This is a genomic window from Tardiphaga robiniae (assembly GCF_013359755.1).
GTDB lineage: Bacteria > Pseudomonadota > Alphaproteobacteria > Rhizobiales > Xanthobacteraceae > Tardiphaga > Tardiphaga robiniae.
Window position 1 is genome coordinate 369669 of sequence record NZ_JABMCJ010000094.1, and the last position, 11910, is coordinate 381578.

General features: G+C 62.0%; 14 protein-coding genes. 10 read left to right on the top strand and 4 right to left on the bottom strand.

From position 1 onward, the window contains the following. Positions 1-398: 398 nt before the first annotated feature. From HP556_RS28030 to HP556_RS28040, 3 genes are read left to right on the top strand one after another with little or no spacing between them, the layout of a single operon-like run. The gene (locus tag HP556_RS28030) at positions 399-1094 is read left to right on the top strand and encodes a Tim44/TimA family putative adaptor protein (RefSeq protein ID WP_068730234.1); all 696 of its coding nucleotides are present in this window, start codon (positions 399-401) and stop codon (positions 1092-1094) included. Further along, positions 1072-2829, top strand: coding sequence for a murein transglycosylase A (gene mltA, locus HP556_RS28035; protein WP_439075559.1), 1758 nt, complete (start codon positions 1072-1074; stop codon positions 2827-2829). Before HP556_RS28030 ends, mltA begins: the two co-directional genes overlap by 23 nt. Next, the gene (locus HP556_RS28040) at positions 2826-3428 is read left to right on the top strand and encodes a Smr/MutS family protein (protein ID WP_175369349.1); all 603 of its coding nucleotides are present in this window, start codon (positions 2826-2828) and stop codon (positions 3426-3428) included. Before mltA ends, HP556_RS28040 begins: the two co-directional genes overlap by 4 nt. Before the next feature lie 49 nt (positions 3429-3477). On the opposite strand, the gene hslU is transcribed toward HP556_RS28040, so the two are convergent. From hslU to hslV, 3 genes are read right to left on the bottom strand one after another with little or no spacing between them, the layout of a single operon-like run. After that, entirely contained in the window at positions 3478-4779 is a 1302-nt protein-coding gene (hslU, locus tag HP556_RS28045; RefSeq protein WP_068730236.1) for an ATP-dependent protease ATPase subunit HslU, read from the bottom strand. Between the two features lie 41 nt (positions 4780-4820). Continuing rightward, positions 4821-5432 (bottom strand): DUF2585 domain-containing protein, encoded by a 612-nt coding sequence (locus tag HP556_RS28050; RefSeq protein WP_175369350.1) that lies wholly within the window; start codon positions 5430-5432, stop codon positions 4821-4823. Continuing rightward, complete coding sequence (gene hslV, locus HP556_RS28055) at positions 5429-6001, bottom strand: ATP-dependent protease subunit HslV (RefSeq protein WP_068730238.1); 573 nt, start codon at positions 5999-6001, stop codon at positions 5429-5431. Before hslV ends, HP556_RS28050 begins: the two co-directional genes overlap by 4 nt. Before the next feature lie 201 nt (positions 6002-6202). Here hslV and hisB point away from each other — a divergent pair, with 201 nt between their 5' ends. Genes hisB through coaA form a run of 7 tightly spaced genes read left to right on the top strand, consistent with a single transcriptional unit; the run spans position 6203 to position 10856 of the window. Continuing rightward, the gene (gene hisB / locus HP556_RS28060) at positions 6203-6796 is read left to right on the top strand and encodes an imidazoleglycerol-phosphate dehydratase HisB (protein WP_175369351.1); all 594 of its coding nucleotides are present in this window, start codon (positions 6203-6205) and stop codon (positions 6794-6796) included. Between the two features lie 31 nt (positions 6797-6827). Beyond that, positions 6828-7358, top strand: coding sequence for a DUF2628 domain-containing protein (locus HP556_RS28065; RefSeq protein ID WP_175369352.1), 531 nt, complete (start codon positions 6828-6830; stop codon positions 7356-7358). Then, positions 7355-8005: an imidazole glycerol phosphate synthase subunit HisH gene (gene hisH, locus HP556_RS28070; protein ID WP_175369353.1), complete on the top strand. Its 651-nt coding sequence runs from the start codon at positions 7355-7357 to the stop codon at positions 8003-8005. The genes HP556_RS28065 and hisH overlap by 4 nt, the downstream gene beginning before the upstream one ends. Beyond that, a complete protein-coding gene (gene hisA / locus HP556_RS28075; RefSeq protein WP_120288087.1) occupies positions 8002-8733 on the top strand; it encodes a 1-(5-phosphoribosyl)-5-[(5-phosphoribosylamino)methylideneamino]imidazole-4-carboxamide isomerase in 732 nt (243 codons plus the stop codon). The genes hisH and hisA overlap by 4 nt, the downstream gene beginning before the upstream one ends. A gap of 10 nt (positions 8734-8743) precedes the next feature. Continuing rightward, positions 8744-9505: an imidazole glycerol phosphate synthase subunit HisF gene (gene hisF, locus HP556_RS28080; protein WP_175369354.1), complete on the top strand. Its 762-nt coding sequence runs from the start codon at positions 8744-8746 to the stop codon at positions 9503-9505. Between the two features lie 48 nt (positions 9506-9553). Further along, on the top strand, positions 9554-9874 hold the full coding sequence (locus HP556_RS28085; protein WP_175369355.1) for a phosphoribosyl-ATP diphosphatase: 321 nt from the start codon (positions 9554-9556) through the stop codon (positions 9872-9874). 28 nt (positions 9875-9902) lie between these two features. Continuing rightward, on the top strand, positions 9903-10856 hold the full coding sequence (gene coaA, locus HP556_RS28090; RefSeq protein ID WP_089263094.1) for a type I pantothenate kinase: 954 nt from the start codon (positions 9903-9905) through the stop codon (positions 10854-10856). Between the two features lie 4 nt (positions 10857-10860). Here the strand turns inward: coaA and olsB are convergent, their stop codons facing one another. Beyond that, positions 10861-11811, bottom strand: coding sequence for a l-ornithine N(alpha)-acyltransferase (gene olsB / locus HP556_RS28095; protein ID WP_175369619.1), 951 nt, complete (start codon positions 11809-11811; stop codon positions 10861-10863). Positions 11812-11910: the final 99 nt, after the last annotated feature.

Below are 11910 nucleotides of genomic sequence, written 5' to 3' on the forward strand. Positions count from 1 at the left end.
CGGCACTCGACAAGGATGCCACGCCACAACCTGGACGCTAGAAAATCGCTGGTTTGACCCACCGCTTGGGCATCCAGGTGCAAAACCGGTCATATTCGCCCCGAATTCACGTTAAATGACTGAAAGTGCGGGTTTTCCTCGTTCGATCCGATTTCCTCTGACAGACAAACGCGCTAGAATTTATCGAAACGGTTGCGGTCGAGGCTGCCGGTGCGAAGGCCGCTTTGCCGCAGCCGGACACGATGGCGCGCCATTGGCTGGGCTTAGTTTCATGTCTACATGGAGCAGGTTCGCCCATGACGCGATCTCCCGACCCTGTGGGAGCCGATTTCAGCACCGCGATGGGCGGCATAGTCTTCCGCCGGGCATGCCCGGCACCGATCAGAAAGCAATAAGACGTGGACATTTACACCATCATCTTCCTGGCACTGGCGGTCTTCATTTTCATCCGCCTGCGCAACGTGCTCGGACAGCGCACCGGCGAAGAGCGTCCGCCCTTCGACCGCGCGGCGCGTGATGCTCTGCCGCCCGAAGGCAATGTCGTGCCGATGCCCGGCGGCCCCATTGATCAGGCTGCGCCGGCACCGGCCGCCGACGTCTCTCCCGCCGAGCGCTGGAAGGGCATTACCGAACCGGGGACGCCGCTCGCCGCCGGTCTCGATGCCATCGTCGACCAGGATTCGTCGTTCGATCCGCGCCATTTCATCACCGGCGCCAAGGGCGCCTATGAGATGATCGTGTTGGCCTTTGCCAACGGCGATCGTCGGTCGCTGAAGGATCTGCTGTCATCGGAAGTGTTCGACTCGTTCGACGCCGTCATCAAGGACCGCGAGAAGAACGAGCAGAAGACCGAGACCCGTTTCGTCTCCATCGACAAGGCCGAACTCGTCGGCGCCGAAGTGCGCGATCGCGCGGCACAGCTCACCGTACGTTTCGTGTCGCAGATGATTTCGGTGACGCGCGACAAGACCGGCGCTGTGGTCGACGGCAATGCCGACAAGGTCAGCGACATCACCGACGTCTGGACTTTTGCCCGCGACATCACTTCGCGCGATCCGAATTGGAAGCTGGTTGGCACCGGCAGCGTGCAATAACGCTGCCAGGCTCGGCCGGCTTGCCGCGCTGTGCGTGATTGCTGCTGCGTTGGTCCCTGTCTCCGCAGACGCACGGGTCCGGCGTCACGCCAAGCACGTCAAGAATGATCCTGCACAATTTGTGTATGTGCCGCGGCACAATCCGCCGCGGGAATGGCCGTTCGAATTCACAGGCAGCCAATATGCGCCGGTGAATTGGGCCGATATTGGCGGCTGGAGCGAGGACGATCACCTCCTCGCCTTCCAGGCTTTTCGCACCAGTTGCAAGCCGATCGTTGCTCAACGCAACTCACCAACGGATTCGAAGGCGCTTGGCACCACGCTCCGCGATCCCTGCCGGGCTGCGAGAGCTGCCGAGATTTCCGATGGCGCCAAGGCGCGCGCCTTCTTCGAAGACCATTTTCTGCCGCTGCGTATCTCACGGCTCGGCGAGCCTGAAGGTTTCGTCACTGGCTACTATGAGCCGGTGATCGACGGTTCGCGCACGAAGACTGACGTTTACACCGTGCCGGTCTATCGCCGCCCGTCGAATCTGTTTGTGCGCGGCTATCGCCAGTCATCCGCAAGCATGCCGAATGGCGGCGATGTGTTCCGCAAGATCGGTCGTCGCAAACTCGTGCCTTATTATGATCGCGGTGAGATCGAAGACGGCGCCATCGCCGGGCGCGGGCTCGAAATCGTCTGGCTGAAGAGTCAGACCGATCTGCTGTTCACGCAGATCCAGGGCTCGGCGCGCGTCCGCCTCGAAGACGGTGACACGGTGCGGATCAATTACGATGCGCATAATGGCTATCGCTACACGCCGGTCGGTCGCGTGCTGATCGATCGCGGCATCATCCCGCGCGAGCAGATGTCGATGCAACGTATCCGGCAATATATGGAAGAGAATCCAGATGCCGCGAGCGAACTGCGTCGGCAGAATCGCTCCTATGTCTTCTTTCGCGAAGTGCAGCTCTCCGACAAGGACGAAGCCGTCGGTGCGCAAGGCGTGCCGCTGACGCCGGGCCGATCCATCGCCGTCGACAAGTCGCTGCATGTCTATGGCACACCGTTCTTCATCGAAGGCGATCTGCCTATCGACTCGGACACGGCAAAGACGCCGTTCCGTCGCCTGATGGTGGCGCAGGACACCGGCTCGGCCATTATCGGCCCTGCCCGCGCCGATTTGTATTTTGGCGCCGGCGCAGAAGCTGGTCGAGTCGCCGGCCGGATGCGCCATCCTGCGCGCTTTGTTATGCTGGTGCCGAAGAGTCTCGATCCCTCTGTGCGCGGCCATCACATGCCGCTGCCCGATACGCGGCCGTCGGAGACAATCGCAAAGCTGTTTCCGCAGACCGAGCCGAAGCCGGTCGAAGCATCGAAGGTCGAAAATTTCGCGATCGATAACAAGGCTGCAGCAAGGCCCGATACGTCCAGGTCTGATACATCGGTCGCGTCGAAGCCCGCGGCGCCAGCCGTGACAATGACGACGCCATTGCCAGTTGCAAAACCAGCTGCGGCTGCAGTCGCGCCCGCTCCGGCATCCCCGCCGGCCGCGGCTACGACAGTGCCATTGCCGGAGGCACGGCCTGCGGTCGCGCCTCAAGTCGCGGCCGAGGCGAAGTCGCAGAAAAAACCCGAAGTAAAACCTGAAGCGAAGCGGGAAGTTAAACCGAAACGTGCCAAAGCCAGGCACCGCGTGTATCGTCGCGCAGCGAAGCAGCCGCAGTCCCTCTTCCGTTTCCCCTGGCAATGAAGCGTTCACGTCCACCGCAACTCATCGATCCCGTGACGCCGCGCCGTCGCCGCGTGCTGAGCGAAGAGGAGCGCGCGCTGTGGGAACTGGTCGCTAAACAGGTCAAGCCGCTGCGCAAGAAGCGTGTGGTGAAGCCGGAGCTTGAGGAAGACGGGCCAACGCTTGTGAAAGTCGCGGCGCCCAGGACGATGACCTCGGCACCGCCGGCAGTCCTCAAAACCGCAAAGCCTGCGCCGCCGCCGGTGCCGGTGCCGCCTCTGGCGCCGCTCGGCCGTCGCGAACGTTCGCAGCTCTCGCGCGGTCGCAAGGACATCGACGCGCGGATCGATCTGCACGGAATGACACAGACGCGCGCGCATCACGCGCTGTCGGCCTTCCTGCATCGCGCCAGCCATGACGGCATGACTTTCGTGCTGGTTATCACCGGCAAGGGCCGGACAACCGGCCCCGAATCCGAACGCGGTGTCCTGCGCCGCCAGGTGCCGCTCTGGCTGGGCCTGCCGGAGTTTCGGTCGCTGGTGGTGGGATTCGAGGAAGCGCATATCGGGCACGGCGGCGCCGGTGCGCTGTATGTGCGGATCAGGCGGGCGCGTTCTTAACCTCTCCCCGCAAGAGCGGGGCGAGGGAGCGAGAGGTCAGTGCTTCGTCTCACAAAATAAACCGGCTCAGATCCGAATTCTTCGCGAGATCCCCCACATGCTTCTGCACATAGGCGGCATCTATTCGGATGGTCTCGCCGTTGCGATCGGGCGCCGCAAAGGAAATCTCGTCGAGCACGCGCTCCATCACCGTCTGCAAACGTCGTGCGCCGATATTCTCGACGGTTGAATTCACGGCAACGGCAACGTCGGCCAGTGCATCGATGGCATCGTCGGCGAATTCGAGCGTCACGCCTTCGGTCTGCAATAGTGCCACATACTGCTTGATCAGTGACGCTTCCGGCTCGGTGAGGATACGGCGCATGTCATCACGGGTCAGCGCATTGAGCTCGACGCGGATCGGCAGGCGGCCCTGCAATTCCGGCAAGAGATCGCTCGGCTTGGCGATATGGAATGCACCGGATGCGATGAACAGGATGTGGTCGGTCTTCACCGCGCCGTGCTTGGTGGAGACGGTGGTGCCTTCGATCAGCGGCAGCAGGTCGCGCTGAACGCCTTCGCGCGAGACTTCGCCGCCGCTGCGGCCGTCGCGCACGCAGATCTTGTCGATCTCGTCGAGAAACACGATGCCGTTGTTCTCGACCACTGAAATCGCTTCCTGCACGAGTGCGTCGCTGTCGAGCAGCTTGTCGGCTTCCTCATTCACCAGCGGCTCATGTGCGTCTTCCACGCGCAGACGGCGCGTCTTGGTGCCCTTGCCCATCTTGCCGAAGATATCGCCAATCGAGATCGCGCCCATCTGCGCGCCGGGCATTCCCGGGATTTCGAACATCGAGGGGCCGCCGGAGGACTGAACCTCGATCTCGATCTCCTTGTCGTTGAGCTCGCCGGTGCGGAGCTTCTTGCGGAACGACTCTTTCGTTGCTGCGCTTGCGGTGGCGCCGACCAGCGCATCAACCACGCGATCCTCGGCGGCGAGCTGCGCGCGTGCCTGCACGTCCTTGCGCTTGCGCTCGCGGGTTAGCGAGATCGCGACCTCGACGAGGTCCCTGATGATCTGCTCGACGTCGCGGCCGACGTAACCGACTTCGGTGAACTTGGTCGCTTCGACCTTGATGAACGGCGCGCCAGCGAGCTTCGCCAGCCGCCGTGCGATCTCGGTCTTGCCGACGCCGGTGGGGCCGATCATCAGGATGTTCTTTGGCAGCACTTCCTCGCGGAGCGATCCGGTCAGTTGCAGGCGCCGCCAACGATTGCGCAGCGCGATCGATACCGCGCGCTTGGCGTCGTGCTGGCCGACGATGAACCGGTCGAGTTCGCTTACGATTTCGCGGGGAGAAAAGTCGGTCATGTCACTCTACGTAAGTTGAGAAGGGCGTGGGGACAAGCGGATCAGATAATAGGTGGCCCGGCCTGCCAGGTTCGGATCGCTTCAAATGGATGAATCAGCATGATCACGTTCAAAGTGAGATTGTCGCGAATGTGCAGGCCGACCAGAATCTCGAACAGAAGCGCGATCGCGACGGTAGCGGCGACTGGCAGCTTCCGCGCCAGAATGAAGCCCGTGATCATCGACAGTGTGTCAGCCAGCGAATTGACGATGCTGTCGCCGAAATAATCCAGCGACACCGTTCCGGCGCGATAGCGCTCGATGATCCAGCTCGAATTTTCCAGCAGCTCCCAGCCGCCTTCGACGAGCATCGCAACGATCAGCCGCGCGATCCAGGACAGTCGTGGCAACAGCAGCCAGGTGGCGGCGTAAAACAAGAAGCCGTGGATAATGTGAGAGAATGTGTACCAGTCGGTGAGGTGCTGTGAATTCTCCGAACTCAGCACCACGCCATGCCACAGCTTCACGTAGCCACAGGCGCAGATCGGCAATCGCCCCATCGCATAAAGAAGAGTCGCCTGCAGGGCGAGCAGGCCGAGTGCGATGACGACGCCCTGCTTGACCGAGAGGTCGCTGCCGGACGACGCGCGGGTATTGTGACCCGCGACGGTCATGCCTCCAGCATTTCCAGCGTCACGTTGCGGTTGGTGTAGACGCAGATATCGGCGGCGATATCGAGCGACTTGCGCACGATGGTCTCGGCATCCTGGTCGGTGTCGACCAGCGCCCGCGCTGCCGCCAGCGCGTAATTGCCGCCGGAGCCGATGGCCATCACGCCGGCTTCCGGCTCGAGCACGTCGCCGGTGCCGGTTAGCACCAGCGAGACGTCCTTGTCGGCGACGATCATCATGGCTTCCAGCCGGCGCAGATACCGGTCGGTGCGCCAGTCCTTGGCGAGTTCGACGGCCGCCCGGGTCAATTGGCCGGGATACTGTTCCAATTTGGCTTCCAGCCGCTCGAATAGGGTGAAGGCGTCCGCCGTGGCGCCGGCAAAGCCGCCGATCACGTCGCCTTTACCCAGTTTACGGACCTTTTTGGCGTTGGATTTGATGACCGTCTGGCCGATCGAGACCTGGCCGTCGCCGCCGATCACGACTTTACCGCCCTTGCGGACGGTCAGGATGGTGGTGCCGTGCCAGACCGGGGACGATCCGTCATGGGAAGCCGAATAAGATGCGTTCATGGAAACCCTCTTGAGCGCCTGATCTAGGCACGGATACCGGCCGTTGCAAATCCGGCGAGGAAGCATAGGCCAGCGGCCGATGGGCGCGGATTCCGGTCACCATAGGCGCAAAGATCGGTCCGGAATCGGCTCTCTCGCGGTAGCGAAGGTGTCATCTCCCTGTTAAAAGGGCGCGTTTTCAGCAGGCGGAGAGGCGTTTTCATGCGCACGGCGACGATCAAGCGCAAGACCAAGGAAACCGATATCGAGGTCTCCGTGAACCTCGACGGTACCGGCGTATCCAAATCGACCACCGGAATCGGCTTCTTTGACCATATGCTCGATCTGCTCGCCCGCCATTCCCGCATCGACGTCACCGTGAAAGCGGTCGGCGACCTTCATGTCGATTTCCATCATACGGTAGAGGATGTCGGTATCGCGCTTGGCCAGGCGGTCAAGCAGGCACTTGGCGACATGACCGGGATCACCCGCTATGCCTCGGTCTATATGCCGATGGACGAGACCCTGACCCGGGTGGCGCTGGATATTTCCGGCCGGCCGGTGCTGGTGTTCAAGTCCACCTTCCCGACCCACAAGATCGGCGAATTCGACACCGAGCTGGTGCGCGAGTGGTTCAACGCCTTTGCCGGCAATGCGGGCGTGACTTTGCACGTCGAAACCCTATATGGCGAGAACAGCCATCACATTGCCGAATCCTGCTTCAAGGGTCTGGCGCGGGCGCTGCGGGCGGGTGTTGCGATCGATCCGCGCAACGCCGGCGAAGTGCCATCCACCAAGGGTCAGCTCGGCGGCTGATCGGCCTCTACGGTTTCGGGCGGAGTTTGCCATGCCGGTCTACACAGTTCACGCACCTCGCGGTGCCGGCCCTGAGCCGTTTGCGGCAACGGACAAGTTCGAGTTCGTGCGCGATGGATTCCATTTCTGGGCGTTCGTCGCCGGCCTGATCTGGCTGATCTATCATCGGCTGTGGTGGGCACTGCTCGGCTATGTCGTGCTGTCGATCGCCGGCGAAGTCGCGCTGTCGATGTTGAAGGTCGATCTCGGCGCCCGTTTCGTCGTGATGCTGCTGTTCGCGCTGCTGATGGGCTTCGAGGCCGCCAGCCTGCGCCGCTGGACGCTGTCGCGCGGCAAGTGGCGTCAGCTCGATGTGGTCGTCGCCGATAACAAGGATGCCGCCGAGCGTCGCTTCTTCGATCGCTGGACCGCGCAGCACAACGCAGTCAACGATCAGTGGGCGAGCGATCGCGGCGGTCCGCCGCCGACCCGTCACGCGCCCGGCCAAGCATTCTCGCGTCCGCCGTCGCCGGCGCAAAACGACATCATCGGGTTATTCCCGCAACCGGGGGTGACACGGTGAGCGTTGCCATTATCGATTACGGCTCGGGCAACCTGCATTCTGCGGCGAAGGCGTTCGAGCGCGCCGCGCGCAGCATGGACGTGCCGGAGAAAATTATCGTCACGCGCGATCCTGAAACGGTGTTTCGCGCCGATCGCATCGTGCTGCCCGGCGTCGGCGCTTTCGCGGATTGCCGCAAGGGACTGGATTCACTGGACGGCATGGTCGAGGCGATGACCGAAGCGGTGCGCGACAAGGCTCGACCCTTTTTTGGCATCTGCGTCGGCATGCAGCTGATGGCGACCAAGGGCAAGGAGCACGTTACGACCGACGGGCTGGGCTGGATCGCCGGCGATGTCGAGAAGATCAAGCCGCGCGAAGAGAACCTGAAGATCCCGCATATGGGCTGGAACACGCTCGACATGGTGCGCGAGCACGCGGTGCTGGAGCGCCTGCCACTCGGGCCGAAGGGTCGCCACGCCTATTTCGTGCACTCCTATCACCTGAACGCGGTCAACGAGGCCGATGTGCTGGCACGCGCCGACTACGGCGGTCCTATCACTGCCATCGTCGGCAAGGACACCGCGATCGGTACGCAATTTCATCCCGAAAAGAGCCAGCGTTTCGGGCTAGCTCTGATTTCGAACTTTCTGAAGTGGAAGCCGTGATTCTATTTCCCGCCATCGATCTGAAAAACGGCCAATGCGTTCGCCTTGAGCAGGGCGACATGGCGCGCGCCACTGTGTTCAACCTTGATCCCGCCGCACAGGCGCGCGACTTCGAGACTCAAGGCTTCGAATATCTTCATGTCGTCGATCTCGACGGCGCCTTTGCCGGCAAGCCGGTGAATGCGCAGGCCGTGGAATCGATGCTGAAGGTCATCAAGATGCCGGTGCAGCTCGGCGGCGGCATTCGCGATCTCAAGACGGTGGAAGCCTGGCTCTCCAAGGGCATTACCCGCGTCATCATCGGAACGGCCGCGGTGCGCGATCCAGCTCTGGTGAAGGAAGCAGCAAAGAAATTTCCGGGCAAGGTCGCCGTCGGTCTGGATGCTCGCGACGGCAAGGTTGCCGTTGAGGGCTGGGCTGAGACCTCGACCGTCACTGCACTGGAAATCGCGCAGCGTTTTGAAGATGCCGGCGTCGCCGCCATCATCTTCACCGATATCGCGCGCGACGGTCTGCTCAAGGGTATCAATTGGGATGCGACGATTGCGCTGGCAGATTCGATTTCAATTCCGGTTATCGCCTCGGGCGGTCTCGCCTCCATCGATGATATCAAGGCCATGCTTGAGCCACGTGCTGCGAAGCTCGAAGGCGCGATCTCCGGCCGTGCGCTGTATGACGGGCGGATTGATCCGGCCGAGGCGCTGAAACTCATCAAGCAGGCGGCATAAGGACCGAGCCATGTTCAAAGTCCGCGTCATCCCCTGCCTCGACGTCAAGGATGGACGTGTCGTGAAGGGCGTCAATTTCGTCGACCTGCGCGATGCCGGCGATCCCGTAGAGGCTGCGATCGCCTATGACGCCGCTGGCGCCGACGAGCTCACTTTCCTCGATATCAACGCCACCCACGAAAACCGCGGCACCATGATGGACGTGGTCCGTCGCACCGCCGAAGCCTGTTTCATGCCGCTCACCGTCGGCGGTGGCGTGCGTACGGTGGACGATATCAAGACGCTGCTGCGCGCCGGTGCCGACAAGGTCTCGATCAATTCGGCCGCGGTGGCCAATCGCCAGTTCGTCAAGGAAGCCGCCGAGAAGTTCGGCGACCAGTGCATCGTGGTGGCGATCGACGCCAAGCGATCCGGCTCGCGCTGGGAGATCTTTACCCATGGCGGCCGCAAGTCGACTGGCATCGATGCCATCGAATTCGCCCAGGAAGTCGTGTCATTGGGCGCGGGTGAAATCCTGCTCACCTCGATGGATCGCGACGGCACCCGCTCCGGCTTCGATATCGAACTGACCCGGGTCATCGCCGACAGTGTCGGCGTACCGGTCATTGCCTCGGGCGGCGTCGGCAATCTCGATCATCTGGTCGAAGGTATCAGGAACGGCCACGCCACCGCGGTGCTGGCGGCCTCGATTTTTCACTTCGGGGAATTTACCATTCGCGAGGCCAAGGAGCATATGGTCCGGGCTGGACTGCCGATGCGGCTCGACCCCTAGGTCAATCTCTGGCAGGAGTTTGCGCTGCCCAGCCAACAAGGCGCCGAAATGGCTTTTACGCTTCATGACCTTGCCGATACCATCGACGCCCGCGCGGCGGCGGGTGGCGACGCGTCCTATACCCGCAAGCTGCTCGACAAGGGCGCGGAGCATTGCGCCAAGAAATTTGGCGAGGAAGCGGTCGAAACCGTGATCGCGGCGGTCGAGAACGATCGCACCAATCTGATCAATGAAAGTGCCGACCTGCTGTTTCATCTGCTGGTGCTGCTGAAAGCGCGCGGCATAACGATTCAGGAGGTCGAGGTGGCGCTCGGTCAGCGCACGTCCCAATCCGGACTGCAAGAGAAAGCGTCGCGCAAGAGCGAGTAACAGCGTCGATCACAACGGGGACCGCTTCATGGATATGCGGGCAGACCAACAATACAATCCCTATCGGAATTTCTCGCGGGAGCAGTGGGCCAAGCTGCGCGACGATACGCCGATGACGCTGGAGGCCGGCGAGATCGCCGCCCTGCGTTCGATGTATGATCGCCTCGATCTGCGCGAGGTCGAAGAGATTTATCTGCCGCTGTCCCGCCTGCTTTCGATCTATGTCACGGCGACACAACGTCTGTATTACGCGCAGCGCAAGTTCCTCGGCATCGAGGATCGCAAGATGCCCTATATCATCGGCGTCGCAGGGTCGGTGGCGGTCGGCAAGTCGACCACCGCCCGCGTGCTGCAGGCACTGCTCGCAAGATGGTCGCCGCGGCCCAAGGTCGATCTCGTCACCACCGACGGCTTTCTCTATCCGAATGCGGTGCTCGAGCGCGAAGGCATCATGCAGAAGAAGGGCTTCCCCGAAAGCTACGATCTGCCGACGCTGCTACAGTTTCTCAGTGACATCAAAGCCGGCCGCAATGCCGTCCGCGCGCCTGTGTATTCGCATCTCACTTACGACGTGGTCCCAAACAAGTGGGTCGAGGTCGATCAACCCGACATCCTGATCGTCGAAGGCGTCAATGTGCTACAGACCGGCCGCCTCCCGCGCGACGGCAAGGCGGTGCCTGTGGTCTCCGACTTCTTTGACTTCTCCGTCTATATCGACGCCGATGAGCCGGTACTGCGCGACTGGTATGTGAGACGGTTTCTGGCGCTGCGTGACACCGCATTCCACGATCCGCGATCCTACTTCAATCGCTACGCATTGCTGTCGGATGAAGAAGCGACGGCGACAGCGCTGGCGATCTGGGAGCGCACCAACCTCGCCAATCTCGAAGACAACATCCTGCCAACGCGACCGCGTGCGACGCTTATCCTCAAAAAGGGCGCGGATCACGTGGTGGAAAACGTCGCGCTGCGTCGTCTCTAAGCGATTACGCCGCGTGGCGTGAGGTGTCCGTGCTGAAATGCTCGATATAGCGTGCGCCGATCGACGTCACCGGCATCACGATCAGAACGTCGGTGGTGCCGAACTGATGATCGATCACGGCGCCGTCGCCGATCATGGCGCCGATCCGTAGATAGCCTTTGATCAGCGGCGGTAGCGCACGAAGCGCCGCCTTGGTGTCGATGGCATCCGCGGCCATCCGGTTCATCTCGACATAGCGCGACGGATGCGCGCGGGCGCGCCAGGCTTCGGGCGCGCGGGCGTTGTGATGCAGGAACGACAGCGGCAGCGCGAGGCGATCCGGATCGGTGCCTTCAAAACTGGCGCAACCGATCATGACGTCGAACTTGTTCTGTCGCACGTAGCTCCAGATGCCCTGCCACAGCAATTCGACGGTACGCTTGTTGCGGTAGCGCGGCAGCACGCAGGAGCGGCCGAGTTCAAGAAAGCGCAGACCGGCATGGCGCTCGATCATCCCCGACAGATCGAATTCGCTGTCGGTATAGAAACCCCCGTTCTGCATGGCCGCCTCATGGCGTAGCAGGCGATAGGTGCCGACCACCGGCTGCTTGCCGGACAGTGTAGGCTTGGCATCGTGATCGACGACGAGAAGGTGATCGCAGATCTTGTCGAATGCATCCTTGTCGCGGCGTGCCAGCATGGTGGCGGCGTCGGCGATCGCTGTGCCGTTCTTGTAGAATACCTTGTAGCGCAGACGCTGCGCGCGCTTCACGTCGCGCTTGTCCTGCGCGAGGCGAACTTCAAGCGGACCCATCCGGCCCAGAGAAGTCGTGGCGACCGGAATGCCGTTGGCGGGATGGAGATGCAGCGGCGGTTTGAACCAGGTGATCGCAGTCTGTGCGGCGGCGCTCATGTTCTGGGGCCGCAACATCTGCATGAAACCCTGCTTCGGTCGCACCAGTTCGTTGCCGTGCATGGCCATCCCCAACTCAATCGCCTTGTGCCGCAGGCATCACGCGAATCATCGATGCGGCTTATCCGCACCAGACATCACGGGCGCTCAACAGCCGTGTGA

Bases quoted from the DNA above. Each gene is read 5' to 3' on its own strand.
- HP556_RS28040 (WP_175369349.1), top strand. From the start codon at position 2,826: ATGAAGCGTTCACGTCCACCGCAACTCATCGATCCCGTGACGCCGCGC.
- hslU (WP_068730236.1), bottom strand. From the start codon at position 4,779: ATGACCGACTTTTCTCCCCGCGAAATCGTAAGCGAACTCGACCGGTTC.
- HP556_RS28050 (WP_175369350.1), bottom strand. From the start codon at position 5,432: ATGACCGTCGCGGGTCACAATACCCGCGCGTCGTCCGGCAGCGACCTC.
- hslV (WP_068730238.1), bottom strand. From the start codon at position 6,001: ATGAACGCATCTTATTCGGCTTCCCATGACGGATCGTCCCCGGTCTGG.
- hisB (WP_175369351.1), top strand. From the start codon at position 6,203: ATGCGCACGGCGACGATCAAGCGCAAGACCAAGGAAACCGATATCGAG.
- HP556_RS28065 (WP_175369352.1), top strand. From the start codon at position 6,828: ATGCCGGTCTACACAGTTCACGCACCTCGCGGTGCCGGCCCTGAGCCG.
- hisF (WP_175369354.1), top strand. From the start codon at position 8,744: ATGTTCAAAGTCCGCGTCATCCCCTGCCTCGACGTCAAGGATGGACGT.
- HP556_RS28085 (WP_175369355.1), top strand. From the start codon at position 9,554: ATGGCTTTTACGCTTCATGACCTTGCCGATACCATCGACGCCCGCGCG.
- coaA (WP_089263094.1), top strand. From the start codon at position 9,903: ATGGATATGCGGGCAGACCAACAATACAATCCCTATCGGAATTTCTCG.
- olsB (WP_175369619.1), bottom strand. From the start codon at position 11,811: ATGCACGGCAACGAACTGGTGCGACCGAAGCAGGGTTTCATGCAGATG.